The 25,517-nt window shown below is 38.5% G+C and carries 18 protein-coding genes and 1 pseudogene; 17 read left to right on the top strand and 2 right to left on the bottom strand.

The features are described 5' to 3' along the window. The first annotated feature begins 149 nt into the window (after positions 1-149). The 10 genes from KFO35_RS01660 (at position 150) to KFO35_RS01615 (ending at position 12,954) form a co-directional block, all read left to right on the top strand. Positions 150-2,072, top strand: coding sequence for a BglG family transcription antiterminator (locus tag KFO35_RS01660; RefSeq protein ID WP_070704681.1), 1,923 nt, complete (start codon positions 150-152; stop codon positions 2,070-2,072). Next, a complete protein-coding gene (locus tag KFO35_RS01655) occupies positions 2,073-2,519 on the top strand; it encodes a PTS sugar transporter subunit IIA (protein WP_002302514.1) in 447 nt (148 codons plus the stop codon). Positions 2,520-2,534: 15 nt separating this feature from the next. After that, a complete protein-coding gene (locus KFO35_RS01650) occupies positions 2,535-2,849 on the top strand; it encodes a PTS fructose transporter subunit IIB (RefSeq protein WP_002315837.1) in 315 nt (104 codons plus the stop codon). A gap of 25 nt (positions 2,850-2,874) precedes the next feature. Next, complete coding sequence (locus tag KFO35_RS01645) at positions 2,875-3,924, top strand: PTS fructose transporter subunit IIC (RefSeq protein WP_002305530.1); 1,050 nt, start codon at positions 2,875-2,877, stop codon at positions 3,922-3,924. 11 nt (positions 3,925-3,935) lie between these two features. Then, on the top strand, positions 3,936-6,539 hold the full coding sequence (locus tag KFO35_RS01640; protein WP_156272038.1) for a glycoside hydrolase family 38 N-terminal domain-containing protein: 2,604 nt from the start codon (positions 3,936-3,938) through the stop codon (positions 6,537-6,539). A gap of 116 nt (positions 6,540-6,655) precedes the next feature. Then, complete coding sequence (locus tag KFO35_RS01635; protein ID WP_156272036.1) at positions 6,656-8,305, top strand: MutS-related protein; 1,650 nt, start codon at positions 6,656-6,658, stop codon at positions 8,303-8,305. 315 nt (positions 8,306-8,620) lie between these two features. Next, positions 8,621-9,556 carry an ABC transporter ATP-binding protein gene (locus KFO35_RS01630; RefSeq protein ID WP_002315841.1) on the top strand — a complete coding sequence of 312 codons (936 nt, stop codon included), beginning with the start codon at positions 8,621-8,623 and terminating at the stop codon, positions 9,554-9,556. Beyond that, positions 9,549-10,319 (top strand): ABC transporter permease, encoded by a 771-nt coding sequence (locus tag KFO35_RS01625; RefSeq protein ID WP_002287492.1) that lies wholly within the window; start codon positions 9,549-9,551, stop codon positions 10,317-10,319. The genes KFO35_RS01630 and KFO35_RS01625 overlap by 8 nt, the downstream gene beginning before the upstream one ends. 289 nt (positions 10,320-10,608) lie before the next feature. After that, a complete protein-coding gene (locus tag KFO35_RS01620; RefSeq protein WP_002310522.1) occupies positions 10,609-11,592 on the top strand; it encodes a tRNA dihydrouridine synthase in 984 nt (327 codons plus the stop codon). Positions 11,593-11,916: 324 nt separating this feature from the next. Continuing rightward, positions 11,917-12,954 carry a zinc-binding alcohol dehydrogenase family protein gene (locus KFO35_RS01615; RefSeq protein ID WP_025477344.1) on the top strand — a complete coding sequence of 346 codons (1,038 nt, stop codon included), beginning with the start codon at positions 11,917-11,919 and terminating at the stop codon, positions 12,952-12,954. A gap of 84 nt (positions 12,955-13,038) precedes the next feature. Here KFO35_RS01615 and KFO35_RS01610 read toward each other — a convergent pair whose 3' ends face one another. Together KFO35_RS01610 and KFO35_RS01605 are read right to left on the bottom strand one after the other, a co-directional pair. Beyond that, positions 13,039-13,362, bottom strand: a complete 324-nt coding sequence (locus tag KFO35_RS01610; protein ID WP_002315844.1) for an AzlD domain-containing protein — start codon at positions 13,360-13,362, stop codon at positions 13,039-13,041. Further along, positions 13,349-14,056 carry an AzlC family ABC transporter permease gene (locus KFO35_RS01605; protein ID WP_002315845.1) on the bottom strand — a complete coding sequence of 236 codons (708 nt, stop codon included), beginning with the start codon at positions 14,054-14,056 and terminating at the stop codon, positions 13,349-13,351. The genes KFO35_RS01610 and KFO35_RS01605 overlap by 14 nt, the downstream gene beginning before the upstream one ends. Positions 14,057-14,515: 459 nt before the next feature. Between KFO35_RS01605 and KFO35_RS01600 the strand changes: the two genes are divergently transcribed. The 7 genes and pseudogenes from KFO35_RS01600 to KFO35_RS01570 all read left to right on the top strand — a co-directional run bounded on the left by KFO35_RS01600 (position 14,516) and on the right by KFO35_RS01570 (position 25,507). Further along, positions 14,516-15,403: an Rgg family transcriptional regulator gene (locus KFO35_RS01600; protein WP_002315846.1), complete on the top strand. Its 888-nt coding sequence runs from the start codon at positions 14,516-14,518 to the stop codon at positions 15,401-15,403. Positions 15,404-15,962: 559 nt separating this feature from the next. Continuing rightward, positions 15,963-16,256: a WXG100 family type VII secretion target gene (locus KFO35_RS01595; RefSeq protein WP_002315847.1), complete on the top strand. Its 294-nt coding sequence runs from the start codon at positions 15,963-15,965 to the stop codon at positions 16,254-16,256. 179 nt (positions 16,257-16,435) lie between these two features. Beyond that, positions 16,436-19,834 (top strand): annotated as a pseudogene (gene esaA, locus KFO35_RS01590) (type VII secretion protein EsaA). Beyond that, positions 19,831-20,340: a hypothetical protein gene (locus tag KFO35_RS01585; RefSeq protein WP_156272034.1), complete on the top strand. Its 510-nt coding sequence runs from the start codon at positions 19,831-19,833 to the stop codon at positions 20,338-20,340. Before esaA ends, KFO35_RS01585 begins: the two are co-directional and overlap by 4 nt. Before the next feature lies 1 nt (position 20,341). Continuing rightward, positions 20,342-20,620: an EsaB/YukD family protein gene (locus KFO35_RS01580; RefSeq protein ID WP_002320467.1), complete on the top strand. Its 279-nt coding sequence runs from the start codon at positions 20,342-20,344 to the stop codon at positions 20,618-20,620. Further along, positions 20,617-21,786 carry a type VII secretion protein EssB gene (essB, locus tag KFO35_RS01575; protein WP_025477346.1) on the top strand — a complete coding sequence of 390 codons (1,170 nt, stop codon included), beginning with the start codon at positions 20,617-20,619 and terminating at the stop codon, positions 21,784-21,786. The genes KFO35_RS01580 and essB overlap by 4 nt, the downstream gene beginning before the upstream one ends. After that, positions 21,767-25,507 carry an FtsK/SpoIIIE domain-containing protein gene (locus KFO35_RS01570; RefSeq protein WP_002315851.1) on the top strand — a complete coding sequence of 1,247 codons (3,741 nt, stop codon included), beginning with the start codon at positions 21,767-21,769 and terminating at the stop codon, positions 25,505-25,507. The genes essB and KFO35_RS01570 overlap by 20 nt, the downstream gene beginning before the upstream one ends. The last annotated feature ends 10 nt before the right edge of the window (positions 25,508-25,517 follow it).

Raw genomic sequence — 25,517 nt, 5'->3', positions numbered from 1 at the left:
AAAAGCCTGTGATATAAATATTGCTGGCTTTTTTATTGATTTGAAATAATCAAGAATATTAGAAACTTCTACATTAATCAAGAACTTTCTTCTGTATGAAAATAGAGATAATAATTGTACACTTAAGCTGTATTCAGGAGGTGAAGATAATGGGCATCGAATTTAGCGAACGGCAAATGAAAATACTATACTTTTTGATTGAAAATGAGCACACAACTTACAAAGAATTATCAGAACAATTATATGTATCTACGAAAACAATTAGCAAAGATATTTTAATTTTGAAAGAAATAATCCAAAAAATGCCAGATGTACAAATGTTGGTTCAACCTAAAAAAGGCGTTTCGCTTATTGGAAAAAAAGAAACACTTCGAAATTTATTATCCAGTCATAAAATCAATATCGCAGACTCTCCGGAGGACCGTCTAACTTATGTGTTTGCTAAATTATTGAATACTAATGATTCTCTAAAGATTCAAAATCTTGCTGACGAATTATACGTGAGCAGGTCGACGGTAGAAAGCACAATGAAAGATGTTAGAAAAAGACTAAACAAGCATGGGATGTCCTTAGTTTCAGATCGAAATGGCGTGCGCATCAAAGCTGATGAAAAAAGTAAAAGAAGGTTGATGTCAGAAGTTGTGAACTATTATTGGGGTGGCTTTACAGCATCTAACAGTAAAACAGATCTCTTAGACTTGAATATTAATTTCATTGGTGAAGCGAATAATTTCTTAAATAAGGACATATTGAAAAAAGTAGCCGAATTGCTTAATCGATACATGAATAAGACACAATTGAAATTTACAGATTATGAATTTCAAACTTTAGCTATCCACCTTGCTATTGCGATAGAAAGGATTGAAACAAGCAATTTCTTATCACGTAGTAATAATTCTGAAGAAGAAATCTCAGAGAATACACTTATTTTAATCAAAATGATTGAAAAAGCATTTTCAATTATTGTGCCAATAGATGAACAAGCTTATGTTGACATCCACATTACTTCGATTGAAAAAAATGCTATGAATCACGACTTAGATCAAACGAAGCTTTCCTATTTAGATATGGGTGTTGAGCTACAAGAGCTAGTAAGAACTAAATTAAATGAATTTTATCCTGATGAAGAATTGATCAATAATCTAGTATTACATCTCAATGCAGCAGTTAAAAGACTCAAATTGGGAGTAAATATCTATAATCCTTATACGGACAAAATCAAATATTCTTTTAAAAGGTCATTTATGATAAGTGTGGATTTATTAGAGGAAATCGAAGAGAGATTCTGTATACATTTCAATGAAGATGAAATCGCTTACGTAACACTCCATGTTCAATCACTTTTGGATCGTTACAAACCTGACAAAACGAAAGTGATATTAGTTTGTAGTAGCGGATATGGAACATCAAAATTATTAGAGCAAAGAATAAATAACGGTTTTGCAGATATGGTTGAGATAGAAGATGTACTAAGCATCAATGAACTACAAGATCGAAAAGTCACTGATGAACTTGTTATAAGCACGATTCCGATTGAAAATACAAATTTTCCTGTTATTGTTGTTAGTCCTTTGATGTTAGGGGCAGATGTCAGAAAAGTAAAACAGTATCTACAGTTAAATGAACAAACAGAAGATGCTTTTCTAAATTTATTAGATAAACGATTTTGCTTTTTTACCCACCAAATAAAGGATAATCAAGTGAACGTTTTAAATATAATTACCAAAAAATTGGTAAAAGAAAATTACGCGAAAGAAGGGATACTAGAGGGAGCAATCAAAAGAGAAAAACTATCTTCAACAGCGATGAATGATTTTGCTATGCCGCATATTGAAGTAGATTTTATAAAAAAACCAGTAATCTGTGTCTACGTTAATCCAGAAGGAATTGATTGGGATGGGACACTTGTTCATTCTGTTTTCTTTTTTGCACTTAATGAAAAAGTAAAACCTGAATTGAATAAAATTTATGAAACATTCAATGAAATCGCTTCGAATCATGAGTTATTAGCAAATTTAAAAACGAGTTCGTCGTTTGAAAAATTAGTTTATATATTGAAAGAAGGCTTATAAATGATCAGTGAAAAAATCAATATAAATAATATAGTGATAGATTTAAATGCATCTGATAAAAAAAGTGTAGTCGAAAAATTATCGAAATTGTTAGAGACTAATGGGTTTGTGTCTGACCACAAACAATTTCAAAAAGACGTATTTGACAGAGAAAACCATATGACCACAGGAATTGGGAAAAATATCGCCATTCCTCATGGCAAAAGCCTAGCAGTAATTGAATCAACAGTGGCTGTAGCCAAGTTAAAGCGGTCTGTTGAATGGGGCGCATTAGATGATCAACCAGTTGATCTCGTCTTTTTGTTAGCAATAAAAGACACTGATAAAGGTACTAATCATTTACGTATTTTAGCAGAATTATCTGGAAGATTGATGGATGACGAGTTTGTTAAAAGAATAAAAGATTCGAGAAATAAAAAAGAATTGGTAAAAGCTCTATCATTTTAAAAGGAGGAATTTCATATGACAAAAATAGTAGCAGTAACAGCATGTATTGCAGGGATTGCCCATACTTATATGGCAAAAGCTAATTTAGAAAAGTTTGCGAAGAAGAAAGGGTTAGATATTAAAGTAGAAACACAGGGGGCTATGGGGATAGAAAACAAACTTTCAATTTCGGATGTTTCCGAGGCAGATGTTGTCATATTTGCAGTAGATACAAATGTTTCAGAACGAGGTCGCTTTGATGGTAAACCGATTTTAATAGTAGGAACCTCAGAGGTAGTAAAAGATGGTGAAGAGACGATTGATGAAGCAATTGCATTAATTAACAAATAAAAAATGTATCGTGGGGGAGTTACTAATGGAATTCAAGAAACAAGGAAGAGAAATTTTAAATCATTTCCAAAGTGGGGTTTCCTATATGATCCCGCTTGTCGTAGCAGCAGGGTTACTAACTTCTATTGCAGTCATTTTTGGTGGCACAGGTGTTTGGGACCAGACGGATACATTCTGGGGAGTCCTGCGAATGATTGGTCAGACGGGATTACAGTTTATCGTACCGATGATTTCAGCCTATATCGCATATTCAATTGCTGACCGTCCCGGTCTAGCACCAGCTTTTATCACTGGGATGATGTGTCAAAATCTTGGTATGGGATTTATTGGAGGAATGGTTGCTGGATTAGCTTGTGGCTATTTAGCTAATGCATTGAAAAAAGTAAAAGTACCGATGCAAGTTATTAGTCTAAAATCAATTATGCTGATTCCTTTTGTTACTACATTAGTTGTTGGAATCATATTATGGTATGTACTAGCTACGCCTATTCAAGCAATGACAACAGGACTGACTAATTGGCTAGAAGGCATGTCAGGAGCAAATGCTGCTTTGATGTCGGCTATTTTAGGAGGAATGATGGCGTTTGATATGGGAGGACCTATCAATAAAATTGCATATGCTTTTGGGGTTGCTTCTTTTTCAAGCGGAAGCTTTGGACCTAGTACAGCCATGTTGTTAGGAATTGCTATTCCGCCATTTGGAATGTTTTTAGCAACAATTTTAAACAAAAAACTCTATGATGAATCAGAACGAGATAATGCAAAGACAGCTATGATTATGGGCCTTGTGGGGATTACTGAAGGGACGATCCCGTTTGCCGTGAAAGATCCTTTACGAGTAATACCGAGCATCGTGGTGGGCACTGCAGTAGCATGTGGTCTAAATGGATTTTTTGGTGTTACACAAGAAACAATGCTTTCAACCTTTATGGCGATTCCTTTTGTTACGAATATACCTTTATATTTAGTATCAATTGTTATTGGAGGAGTGGTTACAGCGTTAATGGTCAATGCACTAAAATCCATCAAGTATAAAAAAGAACAACAAGTAAATTCAGTAGAAGAAGGAAAGTAGGGGAATCTGACATGGTCAATGCACATATAATTCAACACACGCACTGGGACAGAGAATGGTATTTTACAAATGAAGATGCCATCGTATTGTCTGATCAGGTCTTTACTGAAGTTCTAGATGAATTGGAAAGGAACCCTAAAGTAAACTTTTGTTTAGATGGACAAACTTCAATCGTCGATGAGTATTTGGAGATCAATCCGCAAAAGCTTAAGGTTATCCAACGACTGATGAAAACAGGACAACTATTCGTGGGACCGTGGTATGCACAAACAGATGCCTTATTAGTGGATGCTGAATCAATTTTAAGAAACTTAATGATTGGGATCAGTGATACGATCCTTAAATATGGAGATCCAATGATGGTAGGGTATTTGCCTGACACGTTTGGGTTCAATGCGAATTTGCCTACACTTTTTCATCAAGTAGAAATCGATAATTTCATGTGTTGGCGAGGATTAAACTTTGAAACGATGGTTCCATCTCCTTACTTTATCTGGAACGGATTAGGAGATAAATTTGTTTATGCCATGAATTTTCCATTTGGTTATATGACTGGAATGATGACCTTAGACGCAATTAAAGATATTCCTGAATTTGCAAAAGAAAAGTTGGATGAAGCAGTTGAAATGCTTCATATGCAAGGAAAAAACAAAGATATTTTAGTACCTTCGGGTGTAGATCAAAAGTCAATGATTTTAAATTTTGATCAAGTCGTAGAGAAGTTGAATAAATACAGTAAATTCCACAATATTATTTCAGACTATCCTTCTTATGTAGAAGTTATCAAAAATAAAAAAGAATTACCTGAATATAAAGGTGAACTTCGTCAGCCGGTTTACTCTCGTGTTCATCGTTCGATTGGCTCAGTAAGAACAAAAATGAAAATAGAAAATTTTAAATTGGAACAAAAAATTTTAAAACGAGTTGAGCCACTCATGCTGATTGCAGAAAGAAATGGTATCCATATCAGTAAAGGCCTACTTCGTCGGTTATGGAAAAAGATTTTGCAAAACCAGGCTCATGATAGTATTGGTGGCTGTGTTTCAGATAATGTTGCGGAAGATATTTTCCATCGGATCAAAGAAGCTAATGAGATAGCCGACGGAATCGAAAACCTTATTGTAAAACGGATGGCTGATGCATTAAAGCTAAAATCGAATGAAGTCCTTGTTTTCAACACAACGACTGAGAATTATAGTGGATCGAAAATCGTGCATGTAGTAGCTGATTCAAAGAAAATACATTTCAAAGGCAGTCCCTATAATATCATTGAAAAAGAAGTTTATTTTCCAGAACGGAAAAATGCTTATCGGATGATTGCTACAGGTTTCGAATATTTTGATGAACCAGCTTATTATGAACTTGACATAAAAATAAATGTAAATGTGCCAGCGCTAGGATACACTGTTGTTGAATTTGAGAAAAATAATGAAAAATTAGAAACAGCAATCGAGATAGACAAAACTGAGATAAGTAACAATAAATATAAACTTTTTTTTAAGGATGGGCACTTGAATTTGATAGTTGGAGATAGACAATATCTTGATTTCGTTCATTTGATCGATTCAGCAAATGATGGCGATACGTATGATTATTCACCATTAGAAGGAGATACAGAACTATCTCTAAAATTTGAAACAGCTAAAGTATATAAAGATTCTTTACAAGAAACATTAGTTGTTTACGGAAAAGCTCAACTTCCTAAAAATTTAAAAGATCGTTTATCTGAAAAACCCGAAATGGAAGAAATATCTTATGAAATATCGTTCAGTCTGGGAGAAAGTCAAATCGTTGAAGGCACACTCAAAATTCATAATACTGTTTACTCGCATCGTATGCGCTTAGCAATTAATGTTTTAGATAAATCTGAAAAATCAATTGCACAAATTCAAAACGGATTTATTGAAAATACCCCTGATGTCATTCCTCCGGATTGGTCAGAAACTATGGTAGAGAAACCTGTTAATTTAGAAATATTCGATAAGAGTGTCTCTGTGGCAGAAAATGATCATTATTTTACTTTTTATGCAGATGGTTTAAAAGAGTATGAACGTATAGAAAATCAATTGATCATAACCTTATTTTCAACAACAGGGGAACTTGGAAAACCTAATCTTGCTTGGCGACCTGGGCGAGCTTCAGGAGATACGACAAATGAAGGGCATGTCATGATGGAAACACCGCTAGCTCAAGAAATAGGTGAGTATAAAGTCACTTTTGGATTTAATGTAGAAGAAGGAAGATTTAATGAGTTCAAAGTGGCAAAACAGGCAGAAAAACGGTTAGAACAATCTATTTCTTATCAAAAGCAGAAACTGAATGTATTTATTCACAGGTTAGATAACAAGATTTGGCCATTACAAAACGAACTTGATGTTCCTCGTAAATTTTCATTGATTGAATTACCTGAAGACTTAATTGTATCATCGATTTATCCTTCTTATTTTCATGAACAAGGATTTGTTCTTCGCTTAGCTAATCCAACAGAACAAGAAAAAATAGTACCTGAGGCTATCCTTTCCCTTGGGACAGTTGTCAATGCACTGGAGAATAAACAAGAATTAACAACAATTCCTCCCTATGATTATTTGTCAATTTTGATAAATGAGAGATAAATATGTAATATACAAGAAAAAAACACCTTTTATTTTGAAAGGTGTTTTTTTACCCCCTTTTCAAATAGCGCAACAGTGCTATACTAAAGCTAACAAATAAAGGAACGGAGAGGGATATGGGTCAAAGAGAATTTATCATTTCAATTATTATTGCGGCTGTTATTTTATTAGTTGCTTTAGAAATTTTTTCACGTTTGAAATTAAAGGAAACAGTTCGTAGCAAATGGGGAAAAATTCCTTATCAACCGAGATTTGATAAAGAAGAAAGCTTGAAGGAAGCATGGCTCACGGAGAAGAAGTTCCGTTCATGGGATAGCGAAATCGACGATCTTACTTGGTATGACCTGGATATGTTCGAAGTATTCGAAGGGATCAACAGTACCTATTCTAGTGTAGGTTCAGAAGCGTTGTATCAACGTTTACGCAGCTTTGATTTTGGCGAAGATCAGCAGTTAGAAAAACTGATTGCTTTTTATCAGGAAAATCCTCAACTGAGAGAAAAAATCCAATATCAATTCGCTCGTTTAGGAAAAAAAGATCATAATTTTGCAAAACAATATCTAGCGGATGGAAAAAGTAAAAAGATTGGACGCGTAGGTTTATTTATTTTTCTTGGCTTGCTTCCGCTGGTGGGTGTAGGTTTGCTTCTTTTAGGTCAAGTACTAGGAATCTATTTGGCAATCGGTGGGTTAGTATTCAATACGGTCTATTATCTAGTGAAGAAACAAACACTAGAAACAGAGCTGAATAGCATGAGTTATTTGGTTTCAACGATTTCAGCCGCCAATCAGTTAGCAAAACTGCCGACACCACTTCAAGAAGAGCTGAAGCAGCAAACTAAACCATTAAGAGACATCCCTAAATTAGGTTTTTCATTTCGTATGAAGAGCGGGAGTGAAGCAGAGTTGATTTTTGAATATGTCAACATCATGTTCATGCTGCCATTTATCTCCTATCATTTCGTTCTCACTAAATTAGAAAAGCATTCAACTGAAGCTATCAAGCTGTGGGAACTGCTGGGAGAACTGGAAGTAGCCGCCGCAGTATTGAATTACCGTACTTATATGCCCATCACTTGCCGTCCGGAATTTACTGAGGGCGGTGTGACAGCGAAAGATATCTATTATCCATTATTAAAAGAAGCGGTAGTGAATCCAGTCAACTGGCAGAAGAATACATTAGTCACGGGTTCCAATGCATCAGGAAAATCTACGTATGTCAAAAGTATAGCTATCAGCTGTATTCTAGCACAGACGATCCAAACAGCGATTGCAGAACAGTTTACCCTGCAACCTGGACATGTGTTGACTTCCATGGCAATCGAAGATGATTTATTTGAAGGCGACAGTTATTTTGTTTCAGAAATCAAATCGATCAAACGTTTGTTGGACCAAGTGGCTTCCAAAGAACGCTGCTACTGCTTCGTAGATGAGATTTTAAAAGGAACAAATACGATCGAACGGATTGCTTCTTCCGCTTCAGTCGTTCGGTGGCTTGCGGAGTATCCATCTTTAGCATTTGTCGCCACACATGATATCGAATTGACAGAGATTTTAAAGAATTATTGTGAGAATGTCCACTTTGAAGAACAAGTAACAGAAGGAAAAGGAATCAGTTTTGATTTCAAATTAAAAGAAGGACCTTCAAGGACCCGAAATGCGATTGCCTTGCTGAAAGTTTTGGATTACCCAGAGACTTTAGTAGAAACCGCAAAAACGGAAGCTGCGTCATTTGATGAAAAGCGGCAGTGGCATGTATTGGGATAGGCGAAGTGATCGAAAGTATTTATTGGATCAAAAATCTTGGCTTTTGCTTCCGCCGTTTATACGTGTTTAGAGCGTGAGACAAAAGTGTTCTTTACTTTTGTCTCACGCTCCTTTTGTTGCACATATGAATAGTAATCCTTTATCTTCGATTTGTTTTTTCTGAAAAGGTTGTCTGACTTCGTCCGATTGATGTCTTTTATTAGGAGATTTTCCTGAGCCCAGCAACCTGATTTTTCGCTGGAACCAAGTTGTTTTTTCATCTGCTGTATTCCATGATACAATAAAGAATCATGTCTATAAGGAGATAGGAAATAAATGGCAAATGCGCTTGAAATAAATAATTTGAAAAAGGTTTATGGAAGTGGGGTCGAAGCATTGCGAGGAATCGATCTCTCCGTGAAAGAAGGAGATTTCTATGCGCTATTAGGACCAAATGGAGCTGGAAAGTCTACAACGATCGGAATCATTACTTCTTTAGTTAATAAAACATCTGGAAAAGTGAAGGTCTTCGGTTATGATCTGGATACGGATCTAGTCCGAGCAAAGCAACAGATTGGATTAGTCCCGCAAGAGTTCAATTTCAATCCCTTTGAAACGGTCCAGCAAATCGTCGTGAATCAAGCAGGTTACTACGGTGTCTCTCGCAAAGAAGCGATGAAACGCAGCGAAAAATATTTGAAGCAGTCCAATCTTTGGGAAAAGAGAAATGTCCGTGCACGTATGCTTTCCGGGGGAATGAAGCGAAGACTGATGATTGCTAGGGCATTGATGCATGAACCACGTTTGCTGATCTTGGATGAACCAACAGCAGGAGTCGATATTGAATTGAGACGCGAGATGTGGGAGTTTCTCCGAGAATTGAACGAACATGGTACAACGATCATTTTAACAACGCATTATTTAGAAGAAGCTGAAATGCTTTGTCGTAACATCGGGATCATCCAATCAGGTGAACTGATCGAGAATACTAGTATGAAAGAGCTTCTATCCAAATTGCAATTTGAAACATTTATCTTTGATTTAGCGCCATATGAGACCAAACCTGTGATTGAAGGATACGCTTGTACATTTGAAGATGAACAGACAATCGCTGTCGAAGTTGAACGAAATCAAGGGGTGAACGGAATCTTCGATCAGCTGACAAGACAAGGAATCAAAGTTCTTTCTATGAGGAATAAGTCGAATCGTTTAGAAGAACTGTTCTTGAAAATCACAGAAGAAAATGATCATACGGAGGAGAAAAATGTTTAATCTTTATTTTACTGCATTAAAAAGTTTAGCTATCAAGGAAACGAACCGCTATTTGCGTATCTGGGTCCAAACACTGGTTCCGCCAGTGATCACGACATCCTTGTACTTTGTTATTTTCGGAAAAATGATCGGTGGTCGGATCGGTGACATGGGTGGTTTTTCATATATGGAATTCATCGTGCCTGGTTTGATTATGATGTCTGCTATCACTAGTTCGTATGCCAACGTTTCTTCGTCCTTCTTCTCTCAAAAATTCCAGAAAAACATCGAAGAAATCTTGGTAGCACCTGTTCCTACCCATGTGATCATTTGGGGCTTTGTGATTGGCGGAGTGGGTCGTAGTATTCTCGTCGGCTCTCTCGTAACGATCATTTCCTTGTTCTTTGTACCACTTCATGTGTATTCATGGTTCATGGTCATCATTACATTATTGATGACGGCAATCTTGTTTTCGTTAGCAGGTCTGCTCAACGGGATTTTTGCTCAGTCTTATGATGATGTATCGATCGTGCCTACATTTGTCTTGCAGCCGTTAACTTATCTAGGTGGCGTTTTCTATGCCATCTCGATGTTACCGCCCTTTTGGCAAGCTGTTTCGAAAGTCAATCCGATCGTTTATATGATCTCCGGTTTCCGTTACGGATTCCTTGGAACGATCGATGTGCCAGTAGCAACATCGATGATCGTACTTGTGTTATTCATCGTTGTTTTGTACGCTGTTACTTGGTATCTGATCAATAAAGGAAGAGGATTGAGAAGTTAGAAAAGAGGTTGTGAAATCAGCGTTTTGACCTGAGTATTAGAGAAACAAACGGGAAAATAGTTCCTCATATTTTGTCGTTTGTTGAGCGAATACCGAGGAGTTGGCAGGAGAACACCATTTATTCCGGAAAATGGACTGTGATAAGATTTTTGTCACAGTCTTTTTTGTTCAATCAGAAACATCTTTTAAGCTGTTCACTTTGCTTCTTTTTTTGTTTCCTAGTATAATGACAATGTTTTTGAGAAAGATTGCGACTTCACTGCTTGATAGAATGGAGAGTAACAAATAAATGACTACTAATTTTTGGAAAGAGCTGCCAAAGCCTTTTTTTGTTTTAGCACCAATGGAAGATGTAACAGATGTTGTATTTCGCCATGTCGTAAAGCATGCAGCAGCACCGGATGTCTTCTTTACTGAGTTTACAAACTCAGACAGTTTCTGTCATCCAGATGGAAAAGACAGTGTACGAGGAAGATTGACCTTTACAGAAGATGAACAGCCGATGGTTGCCCATATCTGGGGAGACAAGCCAGAATTTTTTAGAGAAATGAGCATTGCTATGGCAGAAATGGGCTTCCAAGGAATCGATATCAACATGGGCTGCCCAGTTCCTAATGTAGCAGAACGTGGAAAAGGCAGTGGCTTGATCCTTCGTCCAGAAGTAGCGGCACAATTGATTGAAGCGGCTAAAACTGGTGGTTTGCCTGTCAGCGTCAAGACGCGTATCGGTTATACGGAAATGTCTGAGATGGAAGAATGGATCAGTCACCTACTTCATCAAGATATAGCCAATCTTTCTGTCCATTTGCGTACGCGTAAAGAGATGAGTAAAGTAGATGCACATTGGGAAGTCATTCCTAAAATCATTGCTTTACGTGACCAAATCGCTCCGCAAACACTAATCACGATCAATGGAGATATCCCCGATCGCCGGACAGGAGAAGAATTGGCTGAAAAATATGGCGTAGATGGCATCATGATTGGCCGGGGGATTTTCAAGAATCCTTATGCATTTGAAAAAGAACCGAGGGAACATACAGAAAAAGAACTGATTGGCCTACTTCGTCTGCAACTAGATCTGCAAGATCATTATTCAGAAATCATCCCGCGTTCGATCACAGGACTGCATCGTTTCTTTAAAATCTATATCAAAGGATTTCCAGGAGCAAATGACTTGCGTGTTCAGTTGATGAATACGAAATCTACCGATGAAGTACGAGAGATTTTAGACACCTTTGAAAAAGAACATCCAACACTTTTCAGTGAACGATGATTTCTTGCTTGAACACCGCGAATCAGAGGTTGTGAGCCTGCCGTTTAACTCTGAGTTACAAGGAGCAATTTCAAAAAATAGCTCCTCATATTTTATGAATATTGTAACTTGTGACCGAAGAGTTGGTAGGAGAACACCGTTTATAAGAGGTTGTGACAAAAGTCTTGTCGCAGCCTCTTTTTTAACCAAAAAAGTACAAATAGTTTACTTTAAGTAAGAGAATAATTATGATGGATAAAAAAGGTGGAACAAATAACATACTATATATATTGAAATGAACACTGTATGGATGCTCCAACTTGATGAAGCTAAGGAGGAATTCGTATGTCAGAAAAGGAATTAATGAAGGTAGTCGGTTTTTATGAAGGGCTGCCGATCGATGATCCAAAAAGCTTTATGGATGAAAAAGAACAGGTACCTGTACCCACTCCACAGGATCTTCTGGTAAAAGTCAACGCAGTATCTGTCAATCCTGTCGATACGAAACTTCGCCAAGATAATGGGATAAGAAATGCTTTGCGTATCTTAGGGTTTGATGGGGTCGGGAAAGTCGTTGCTGTAGGCGATGAAGTGCAAAAATTTTCTGTCGGCGATCGCGTGTTTTATGCAGGTACAACAACAAGAGCAGGAAGCAATCAAGAATACCAACTGGTTGACGAACGTATTGCCGCTCTTGCACCGAAAAATCTGTCAGATGAAGAAGCCGCAGCGTTGCCATTGACTTCATTGACCGCTTATGAATTGTTATTTGAAAAATTTGGTCTGATTCCAGAAGAAAATGCCAACCGCGGGAAAAAAATCTTAGTGATCAACGGAGCTGGGGGCGTCGGTTCGATTTTGAATCAACTAGCGCATTGGGCTGGTCTAGAAGTCTATGCGACTGCAAGTCCGAAGAATTTTGAATGGCTGAAAAAAACAGGCGTAGACTATCCAATCGATTATCATCAAGACTTAAGTAAAAGTTTTCGTGAATTAGGAATCGATCAAGTAGAGTATGTCGCTGTATTATTCGATATTACCCGCTATTTTGATCAAATCAAGCACCTTGTCCGACCATTTGGACATGTGGGAACGATCGTAGGGATAAAAGAGCCGTTAGACATAGGTGTTTGGAAAAACCAATCTATCAGTTTCGACTGGGAGTATATGTTCGCTAAAACAGACTATAACTATGAAATCGAAACGCAAGGAGAAGCTTTAGCGCACATTGCTGCTTTAGCAAACGAAGGGATTATCCGCAGTACATTGAGCAAGGTCTATTCAGATGGGATCAATGCGAAAAACTTGAAACAAGCAACCAAAGACGTAGAAACAGGACATATGTTAGGAAAAGTCGTTGTTAGTGGTCCGTTCAACGGATAAGTAGGAATACGCCGATTTTCTTCTTATTATAAATAAAAAACAAGAGCGCATGACAGTAATTTGCCATAAGCTCTTGTTTTTTATTTATAATAAGCGAATCAATGAAAGGGAAAGAATACCTATCAAGACGATCACCAATAAGCTTTTTGAAAGAATAGCAGCTAAAAGCGTAGGAACTGAAGCCAAAGCATTTTCGAGATTGATCTGTGGCAGATGTCCGATATTTTGGGTAAATAGACTGCTGAACCATAAAGCAGACATAATGACGATTGGAACAAAACTTAAATACTCAAGCAACGGTTGCGGTAAGTCGAATTTTTTCAGTAAGACAAACGGTAGGACCCTAGAAAGCCAAGTCGCTAGAGTACAACCTAAAATAGTCAGCAATGTAAACTCAAAAGAAGGCATGTTTGATCCACACCCCCAATCCGCACCCGATAAGTGTCACAACTACGATCACTAAGTTGCTTGGGATAAAAATCAGTCCGACATATACCAGAATCAAAGTGAGACCAATCAGGATCAACTGTAATCGTTTAGAGGTGTTTCTATCAGAAATGACTTGAAGATAAAGTAAGCCGATAAACATAGCGACGATGGCGAAATCCAAACCAAACTTTTTCGGATCAGTAATAAAATTACCTAAAAGTGCGCCAACAAGAGAAGAACCCACCCACGTCAAATAAGAAATCCAATTAGCTGTATTCATCCAACGAAAGTTTAACTTTTGTCCCGTATAGTTCAATTTATTCATTCCCAGAGCGAAACTTTCATCTGTCAGCAATGTGCCAATGAGCAGATTTTGAATCAACCGATTTTTCTTGAAATAAGGGGCGATCGTCATACTCATCAAAATCATTCGGGAATTGACTAGAAAGGTCGAGAGAACGATGGAAAGCAACGGACTGTGGCTAGCAAGCATGCTGACCGTGATAAATTGAGCGGAACCAGCATAAATCAGCAGGGACATCAACGTGACGACCAGCGGATGAAACCCGGCAGCTTTCCCAACGATACCAAATGCAAGTCCAATACCGATATAACCAAAAACGGTAGGTAACGTGTCTTTGATCGCAGTTTTTATATCTAACTTTTCATCCAATAACAAAACTCCTTTAGCACGACATAAATTTTCATAATTGTCGTCAAACTTGTGAATATTCTAAATTTTTATTTAACGTTTGTCAATGGTAAATAGTTCATACGAGGGGCATACTTAGAAGATAAAATTCTACTAGAAAAAATAAAAATGAGTATTTTTCATATAGCAAAAATAAAATAACGTATTATATGTATTGCTTTACCGCTTATTCTTTATCCTCTAATGGATTGCAAAATTATAAAACAACTATTATGATTAAGTTTTTTTTAAAATACTGGTAAATGAACAATTGGTTTTAACAGCGATGATATCATGAAAAATAAGGAACGTCTTACGAAAAAATGATTTTTAGAAATGAAAAATGAAGATCTGATGGATTGGTATATGTTATTTCATACAAAATCATGTTGCGATTGTTTTCAACTGAAGGAGAGCCATATTTATAAAGGAGTTGGCAAAATGGAAGTATGGGAGATCATCGAATTTGTTCGAAAGCAAAAAGGTATCTCCGTAGCAGAATTATGCGGAAAGGAAGTCAGCCGATCCGTTTACGAACGGTTTGTAAAAAATCAAGCAGACACGACAGTTAGCAAATTTTCATATTTTTTACAAAAACTCAATCTTGGTTATGATGAACTGAGGATATTCGATTATCCGCCGGAAGTGGCAAACATGGACCGGATGATGAAAGAAATGGTTTTAGCATTTATGAATCAAGATAAAGAAGAATTGCAACATTTGATCAGCCTGTGCGAAGAAAAAGGAGACATCACTCAAAAGGAGAGACATCTAGCTAGTTTATGCAAATTACTGATTGCTCGTATAGTAGATGAGCCAATTGCTGTTGCTGATTCAGAAGTTTATCAGTATCTGATTTATGCACAGACATGGACGAATTATGAGTTGGTGTTATTCAATCATTGTATGTATGCTTTTGATCCATTCTTTATCGATTTAGTGTTAGATAAAGCATTAGTCAGTATTTCCGCTTATCAAAACAGCAAGGATCGAAAGAATGAGAGCTTTCGGATGCTGGCAAACGCGATTATCCATTTTATCCAGCAGCAACAACGCGGACTAATTTGGAAATATATCTCAAAACTTGAAGCAGTCTTTTTAGAAGAAGATATGTTCTTTGAGCGAAATCAGTATTCCCTACTCACTGGAATCTGGGAGATGATCAAAGGAAATGAAAAAGGAAGACAAAAAGTAAACCAAGCGTTGCAGATTTGTCAGCAACTTGGTGCAACGAAATATCATAAAATGAATCATGAACTTTTGAGAAATGTAGAAAGAATCTATGAAATCGATTTTCAATTAGACGAATTACTAGTAGTAGACAAATAAAAAGAGAGACAGTCGAGGTGTTACATCAAATACCTTGGCTATTTTTTTGCATGAAAAATATCAAAAGGATAAGGAGAGAATAAAAAAACAAATCAAAAAAATTTTTTCAAATATTTACGTACTTAATAAATGGGAGAATATTCACCACATATAAAACGAAGGAGGATCATCTGCATTTACAAGAAGGAATATTCGTTCCGGATAGAAAGAAAAGGGGGATAGAGGAGTATTGTCAAGTAAATATTAGCCGTTTTTTTTATATTTTTTTGAGAAAGAACATAAAACATTAAAATATCAGCCAGTTTTTAAGAATTATTTCAAAGTGATTTGTAATAAATTTAAAAAGGTCATACTTAGAAAAATATGTGAGATTAGAAATAATTTGTATAGTTATTTTTCTTGGATTTTTGACCAGTCAAAAAAGGAGGAATAAGGAGGCAAAATAACACGTCGTATACGACACATGATGTGCGTGAATGCTACATTTTGACCACAGAGACAAAAAATAGTTTATGATGTACGCGTAACAAAAAATAACTTTTTATTAGGAGGAACAAACATGGCAGGAGCAATTGCAGTCACACCCGAACAGCTTAAATCACAGGCAAAGGTCTACCAGCAGGCAGCATCTCAAATCCAAGATGCGATCAGAAAGGTCAATTCCATGAACCAACAAATCGCTCAACAATGGAAAGGGCAAGCCTTCCAAGCATATTTAGAGCAATACAATCAGCTGGAAGGAAATGTCAAACAGATGGAGCAGTTATTGGAAAGCATCAATCAACAGTTGAACAAGTATGCTGACACTGTGGCAGAGCGGGATCGTCAAGACGCTAGCTCATTTGGATTTTAAGCAAATGGAAGAGGCAGTGAGAACCCTCATCGCCTCTTCCTTTCAATAGGGGCTTGTTCAACACAGGTATTAGGACCAATTTTTGTACAAATTTTTCAATAAGTTTTCACAAAAATTTGCCCTATTACTTGAAGCAAAAAAGTTTCGTCATTCATTGGGAAGGAGTGGACGTTTTTGATATGAAAATAAATTTAAAAAGAAAGGTTTCTTTATTCCTGACAATCATTGCCAGTCTATGTCTATTGCTTTTCTTCATCTATCTAGGTTTCAAAGATGAGAACGTCACGATCAGTACAACTGATCCTACAGGGAAAATGCAATATGCACTAGTCAACGAAGATAAAGGAGCAGTATTTGAAGGCAAAAATTATTCATTAGGTTCGGATTTTGTGACATTGATCAATAAAGACAGTAAAAATCGCTGGGAAACCACCACTCGAAACATCGCTACAGCTGGTGTAGAAAGCGGGCAATTTGATGCGCAAATCATCATTCCCCAAGATTTTTCTGAAAAATTGCTCTCGCTGCAAAGTATCAATCCGGAAAAAGCATTGATCGAATATCAAGTTCGAGATGGACAAAATGAAATCACGAATCAAATGATTCAAGACAATGTCAACATGATCTTAACGGACTTCAATCAGCGGATTATCCAAATGTATTTTTCCAGTATCGTCGGGAATTTATTTGAAGCACAGCAAAACGTGAATCAAATCGCCGGAACACAAGTAAACTATCAGACGAATTTGGAATCATCTATTTACAGTCCATTCAAAGAAATCCCAGGCAATTATACGAATGTGCTGGAAACAGCCAGTATTTTAGACACAGACAATCAGTCTTTTACTGCCCAGCAGCAAGCCTTTGTCCAGTCGGTCAAAGAGTTGCTGGACAGAAACAATCAAGGATTAGAAGGAGGCAGCCAATCGACTGAAGCAGTCAAAGAATCGGTCGAGGACTACACGAAGCAGGCAAATGAAAAACTGAAAGAATCGATCAGACAATTCAATGATCAAGTAGCGATGCAAAAAAAGCAGCTCAACGAACAATGGGAAACAGATACGGCAGACTATAAAAAGCAGCATGATCAATTGAATGAAACAATCTTGTCCCAGTTGGGTGATTTTTATACCAGCAATGAACAGGAAAGCACAGGTGTGTACGCCGGGTTTTTATCAGAATCGGTTCTTTTCCAAGTGACACAAATAAAAAGAATCACGGAACTTCAGGCAGAAATCGCTGAGCTACAAGCCCAGACAGAACAGTTGACCCAGTTGAAAAGCCAGATTGCAGCGACTTATTATAACGATCCTGCAGCTACTCCTGATACAGCAACCACCGAGCAAGTGAAAACAGCTATCCTCCAGCTGATTTCCGATTTGGGAGGGAACGCACCCAAATTGAATGCTGAGTATCAAGGAACACTAGAGACCTCATTGGCTCAGATCCCAGACAAGAGCTTGGAACAGTTAGTGGACGAATTAGCAAAACAGCAAGTGATCACACCTGATCAAGCTTCCCTTTACTTGGATGAACTGGCAATCGTCCGAAAATACGCCAATGATTTGAACAAGCCATTGGGAAAAGAGGTCCATTTCACGTATTTAGATCCTAGACAAGGACATCCTGAAATGATCACCATTCCGCAGCAAACAGTCACGCTTTCCATGGACCCGACAAAAGAGAATACTTATTCGATCCAATTACCAGCTGATTCGCAAGAACAAGTCAGTGTGATGCTAGATGGTCCCAAGCTGCAAGAAATCGAACAGTTAGTGAATGATGAACTGCATCCTTATCGCTATCAAACTACGATCATCGACCATTCAGATCATCAATTTACATTCGCAGCACCTGAAAAAATCGAAGAAACGGAAGAAAGTACGCAAGATTCAACAGATGACCCGCAAGAAAAAGAATTGCCGAAACAGGTGACATTCACGGTCAACCTGCCGATCATCTGGCATTTGAACTCAATAGAACAAGCGACATCTTATAATGAACTTCACTATTCATGGTGCAGGAACGAAACGGTCCAAAGCGATCATCACTATGCCGTCTATCTCCCGATGGATCAGCCGCTGATCGATGATGTGCCTAAAATTCTGACACATTTACAAGCACTGGATACTGCTGCGCAGCAAATCGCGACTCTTTTCGGTAATCCGAACCAGTCGTTATCAGTCCAGTCTTATGCTGCCATGATCCGTGCGTCAGAAAATCAAGGGAAAACAGTTCTGGAATTAGCTAAAGACCAATCGATCTATCGTCGGTATGACAATATTACGAATGCTGAGAAACAAACGGTCATTACCGATAAATTATATGAAGAATACAAGAAATCAGGAGACAGGATCTACAAGGACACCTAGACTCAGATCAATCGACTGCAAGCGGTCATTGGGCATGAAACAGATCAGAATAAAGAAGAAGCCAGCCCTACGCTTTACGGCACATTGAATCTGATGACCATCCCGGAAAAACTGCTACAGGAAGCAGATAAATTGAATCGATGGTTCACAGATGCCAACCGGCAAATCAAGGATTCATACAATGCATGGGGCGAAACAGCAAAAATCGAAGCCGCATCAGTGATCAATGAAGAAAATCCGCATCCTGAAGAAAACGAGACGAAACAAATTGCCACCCAAACAGAGTCTTTAGTCCAAACGATGCAGGAACTGATGCGATCATCCAAAGAAACGGCTGCTAGCACCGAGAAATCTGCTGCAGAAGTCAAAGATATCGCGCCGGTAATCGAAGAATTAAAAACAACGACAGCTGATGTTCAGACAAATGCAACAACGATCCTCACCAATCTGGATCAATCGATTCAACAATCGAAGCAAATAACGAAAGAAAACGAAGAATATGCAAAGACCTTTGAAAAAGTGTTGTCCAACACGAAAAACGGCGGAGCAGACAATACACAAGTTTTCCATTTTCTGTCACGGCCGATCCAAGGAAAAGGTGTGTTCGGACAAACAAGACAAATCTCGTTAGTTCCTTATTACGCAACATTAACTGGCGCGATTCTGCTTATGGTCGCAGGGCTTTCATTACTAGGATTTATGAAAAAACGTAAAGTGACAGAAGCCAATCTGCTGGTTCAGCCGACAAGGATATGGCTGAACGTTCCTAATGTCTTCCTTCTTTCGTTTGTGACGATCTTACTTGCCGGTTTTTATGCTGGTGCTACCAGTGCAAGTGCTGGCACGGCGAATCGCTTGTTGTGGTTCAGCTATGCCTTTTTGACCTTTGCCAGCATGCAGCTGCTTGTCACAGGCTGTTTACGGCAATTCAAGAAACTTACCTTATATGGTTACGGCATCGTTCTAGGATTGTATTTCATACTCACACCATTATTAGGAGTGACGGTCAAAATAGGTTCATTCACCGAGTTTCTCTATCGGCTGTCACCGTTCCAAAATATCCAAAATGGTTTCACAGTCCTGCTGAATGGCGGCCGTATCAGTTGGGTCAGTTATCTTGTGATCGCCACCCTTCTTGTTTTAGGACTGTTTCTGAATCTCATTGTTCTTCCTGAAGAACAAGATAGAAAAGAGCGTGAATCATGAATAAAAAAAGAAAAATCTGTTGGATCATCGGTATTTTGAGTGTTCTTTTTCCTATTAGCTTCGACGGAACACGTGTGCATGCTGAACAAGGGTCTCTTACAATCAACAATCAGGTAATCTATGAGGATCAGCAAACGGAAGCAGGCGGAAACGAGGTCTCATTTGCCATCGACGACTTGTTTTTGGCGGAGAAAGAAGCGAAAGATCAGCAATTGAAAGCAAAACAAAAAGAACTGGTCTCAACTGCACAGGAAAAAGTATTTTTTGAGGAAACGACTGAGCTAGAAGCTCTTGACCAAAAAGTAATGGCTTATCTCTTCAAAGAAGGAGACACTGTTGCTTCAGTCCAAAGTACTTCTTCTTCGACCATGCAGCAAAGGAAAGTAAATCAGCTGGTTACCTTTAGCGGCTATGTTCTTGGCGGAAGCCTATGCATAGGAATCGGTCTATTTTTAGGGAAACAATTAGCTTATCACAAAAATAAAAGGAGCAGGAGTGGCGTGTAGCATGGAAAAAGGTACAACAATCAGTATCAGTCTGCATACAGCTGATCGGATCATCGATCTGAAAGTCCCAAGCCAAGTCACTGTGGCACGACTGAAAACAATTTTACAAGAGTCGTTTCCAATCATTCATATCCGACTTCCCGAAAATTTTGAATTGGCTCTTTTGAATAAACCCATCCATTTGAGAAATGAGGCCATCTTAGCTGATTATTCTTTAGGCAATGGCGATCAGTTACAAGTGATCGAAAGACAAAAAAACAGGGAGGAAAACCCACTGTGAGAGAAATACAGAACATCGACCAAACCATTGGATTTATGAATGAAACTAACGCTGTAGAGGTGACTCTGCAGGCCAATCAGTATAGGCTGGACAAACTGACACAGTATCAGCACTTTTTAGCACCTGGTATCCGAATGCTGTCAGGAGAGATTATAGAAGCAACAGAAGAAAAGCTGGTTATTCGCTATAAAAAAGAATCGGCTACCTTGCCGCTTGAGCAAGTCGTCAAAAAGGAAGAGCTCTTCCAACGTTTGCTGCTGGCACAAAAAATCCATTTCTTAACGGATTTTCTACACCGTCCAGCTCAGCCTTTCCTCCATCCTGCTAATCTATTCGTTCGTGGAGAAGAACTAGTTATCGGGCACCGAGGATTTATGGAAACGATCGTCCCTTATATCAATGAAGAAGATGATTTTATCAAGCAATATCGGGCATTGGTCCTTTATATCTTGCATCCTAGATTAAACTATGAACTGCTGATCGAAGGCAGCGGTACGCTGAAAGATGCCTTTACAAAAAAAATAAACGAAGCAGATACGATCGAAATCATCGATCAGTTGCTAGCAACGGAGATTCTGAAGCAAAAGCAAAAACGAGCCAAAGAAACACAAGTGGTCAGTAAAAGAAATCATCAGATTTTTAAGTGGAGCAGCTTGGTATTGGGGGTATCGACAATCGGATTTGCTGTTGCGACAGGGATCTATGCTCTGGATAAACTCCCGGCACAAGAGCGTATCAGTTCCGCTGAGACACAATATATCGCCAATGATTACGCTGGTGTTTTGAATACGTTGAAAGAAGACGAACCTGAAAAACTGCCCACTGGTGCTAAATATGTTGCCGCAGTCAGTGCCGTACAACTGGACAATTTGTCCAATGAACAAAAGGCAGCTATTTTAAATAACTTGTCCCTTAAATCGAGCGACAACACATTGCTTTACTGGATCTATGCTGGAAAAGGGAACTTCGATAAGGCACTGGATGTCGCTAAGAATCTTGGTGACAATCAATATATCTTACACGCTTATACCAAGTTATACGATGCAACAAAGACCAACAACAAGATGAAAGGTGAGAAAAAACAAGAATTGCTCACAAAGTATGAAGAAGAGATCAATAAATACATGAAGTTGTTAGGAGGAGAAGATGGAAATGAAGCCAACTGATCGGTTCGTCCCATTAAGTGATCAAATCCGGACATCTGTAAAGATCCTCTTTGATATTTTTTATTTTGGTGAAACGTTCGTCCATGAACAACTCACCGAGAAACAGCGTCAAGTCGTGCTTAACGGTCAAAGCTTCACTTATGAAGACCAGAAGTTATTGTGTGACGGAAAACCAATCAAGTCAGATGAACACTTGCTGATTTTAAGACATGAAGAGCTGGAAACTGTTTTTACGAATAAACCCAAAAAAGATTTTCTGATCTCCGGAGCGAAAAAATCGGCAGTTTTTTTAGAAACAGATGCATTGATCTCAATTCCTATCGATCCTAAAACCAAAGAATATCAGCTGAAGATCTATCCGAGTAAGGAACGTGTTTACTACAACGATCAGCTTATACAAGAAGGTACATTTTCGTTTGGCGTAGGAGATCGGTTGATGGTCGATCGTTTAGTGATCGAAGTCCGGGAAAAGCAGCTGCGTTTCACCAGTCTGGGCACAAACTATCAGCTGGATCCATGGAAACTGGTAGAAGAAACGTTTCTTCCCGAATATCCGGATGATTTCCCATTTTTTAGAAGAAGCCCGCGTATCCATTTGAAAGAACCAGCGAATGAAATCGAGATCCTTGCACCGAAACCAAAAGAAACAGAAGGCAGGAATGACTTATTGAAAACAATCGTACCACCACTTGGTATGGTCGTTTTAAGCGGTGCCACAAGTTTTCTTAGCGGAGGAAACCCGATCATGATGCTGAGCATGGGTGGTGCGAGTCTATTGACAGCTGGTTTTTCAGTTTCCAGTTATCTGACCAATAAAAAAGAAACGAAACGAACAAACGAGGAACGGGAAACCACCTACCGCCAGTATATGCTTCAAAAAAAATCAGAACTGAACAAGCTGCAACAAAAACAAAAAGAAGCGTTAGCGTATATGAATCCTTCTATAGATGATTTGGCTGTGATGGCTAAAGAATATCATGCGCGGATCTATGAGCGTATGAGCCGCAATGAAGATTTTTTGAATATTCGAGTGGGCACAGGAGAAATCATCTCCAGTTTCAAGACGAACTACCAGCCAGCAGAAGAAGATGATTTGAGCAAAGAAGCAGAAGAACAGCTCGTCTGGCCTTATAAACAGTTGGACGAAGCGCCAATCGTCGTTCCGCTAAAGGATCAGACGCTAGGATTAGCAGGACCATCTGCTGTACTGCGAACCGCCGTCCAAACCATCCTTTTCCAATTATCGGTTCTTCATTCGTACCGAGATGTCGAATTCATCACATTGGTTCCGGAAGCGGATTATCAAAAGGAGTGGAGTGCCTGGCGCTGGCTGCCCCATACGAAGATCCGACATTTGAATCTTCGGGGAATCGTCCATCACGCACAGTCACGGGACATGGTCCTGAATTCCTTTTATCAAATGCTGACAAAGCGACGCCAGCAAGTCAAAGAAGCCGGAAATGAAACAGTTGTTTTTCAGCCGCATTACATTTTTTCGATCCTTGATGAAAGCTGGCTTTCAGGTCATGGATTGAATGAATTTCTGGCTGAAGACATGAGTCTTTACGGTGTGACAGTCATTTGGGGAAAAGAAGCTTTGAACATGCTGCCGGAGACAACGACAACGCTCATCGAATATCAAAGTAGTGAATCTGCTACCCTGATCAATCAAAACAGCGAATACATCAATCAGACCTTCTTGCCAAACCATCTGCCAACTAGCTATCCACTGGAGCAAGCCATCCAGCGTTTAGCGAACCTGCAGCACGTGGAAGTGGAGAAGAATGCGGTGCCGGAAAGTCTTAGTTTATTAGATCAATACGAAGTGAAAAAAATAGAAGAACTTTCTATTCGGACTCGCTGGTTGAAAGCTGAACCAAACAAATCAATTCGTTCTTTGATTGGCTGGAGAGGAAAATCGGAGTTTTTGACCACCTATTTGCTAGGTTTGGCGATTAATTTTTCTCCAGAGGATATCGGAATGCTGATTATTGACTGGAAAGGTGGAGGAATTGCAAATACATTAGAAAAATTACCTCATTTCATGGGGGCAATTACTAATCTAGATGGTGCAGGGACGGCTCGTGCATTGGCAAGTATCAAAGCAGAACTGAACAAAAGACAAAGAGAGTTTGCTAAATATGGAGTAAACAATATCAATGGATACATGAGTTTATATAAACAACGTCTAAACCCTAATCCAGCTATCACTTATCCTAGTAAACCATTACCACATTTGATTTTAGTTTCAGATGAATTTGCTGAATTAAAAGCAAATGTTCCTGAATTCTTAGAAGAATTGACCTCAGTAGCACGAATCGGCCGATCGCTAGGAGTCCATTTGATTCTAGCCACACAAAAGCCATCTGGTGTGGTAAATGACCAGATTGAAGCAAATAGTACAAGTAAAATCGCACTTAAAATGGCTAGTGTCCAAGATTCGAATGAATTACTAAAAACCCCAGATGCTGCTCAAATCATAAATCCTGGTCGTGGTTATCTTAAAGTTGGCGAAAATGAAGTATATGAATTATTCCAAAGCGGTTATGCCGGTGTTTCATATGATCCAGACAAAATAATCGAAGAGAATGTGGACGAACGGATTTTTATGATCAATGATTTAGGGCAATCAGAGGTGCTCTATGATCCTGGTGAGGAAGTGATTCAAGGAAAAGATACTAGCGAATTACCAACGCAACTAGAGGCAGTGATTGACAAGATCGATCAAATTTTTCAACAGTCGGATTATATCCTCCCCGAGAAGCCTTGGTTACCCAATCTGGAAGACCAGATCGTGACGCCGTCTGTGAAAGAAACGAAAGAAAGAAAAATGGATATCCCGCTTGGAGTAGTAGACATACCGTCCAAACAAACACAAGAGATCTATAATTATGATTTGGTAAAAGCTAGCCACACTGCTATATTTGCAAGTCCGGGGTACGGAAAATCAACAATATTGCAAACGATTACGATGAATCTTTCACGTCAGAACACGCCGGAACAGATTCACTTTCATTTATTGGACTTTGGGAATAATGGTCTATTGCCATTAAAAAATTTGCCTCACACAGCAGACATTGTCACTTTGGAGGAAGACGAAAAGCTGCAAAAAATGTTGGATAGGATTTCTCTTGTATTAACAGAAAGAAAACAGTTATTCAAAGAATGCGGCGTAGCAAATCTTGAACAATATGAAACGAAAAGGCAAATAACATTACCAATCGTTGTTACAGTTCTTGATAGTTATGATGGTCTAAGCACGGATGATACGCGTAAGGAAAAAATCGATGGACTACTCCTGCAGCTACTTCGTGATGGTGCGAGTTTAGGATGCTATCTTATTTTTACTGCTAATCGAGTAGGTAGCCTTCGTATGAATATGCTGAGTAATATTTCTACCAAAATAGCTCTATATTTGAATGATGAAACGGAAATCACCAGCTTAGTAGGTCGTGCAAGCCTTGTTCCTCAAGCAATTAATGGGCGTGGCCAAGTTGCACGTGGGTTGAAAGCTGCCGCACGATTGATAGAAGAGGAGTTTTTCGAAACAATCAAAGAAAAACGTTATGCAAGCTATAAATCAGGTGTGGGAGAACGGATCGTCATGGATCAGGAAGATCTTGAATCACTGACAGAGTATGCTTTAGTACATGACCAAATAAAGAATGAGTCAAGTCACTTAGAATGGATCAAGTCGCGTTTGAACGATTACCTAGTATAGAAAGGAATTC

The organism is Enterococcus lactis (genome assembly GCF_015751045.1).
Taxonomy (GTDB): Bacteria; Bacillota; Bacilli; order Lactobacillales; family Enterococcaceae; genus Enterococcus_B; species Enterococcus_B lactis.
This window is presented reverse-complemented; position numbering and strand designations above follow the sequence as displayed.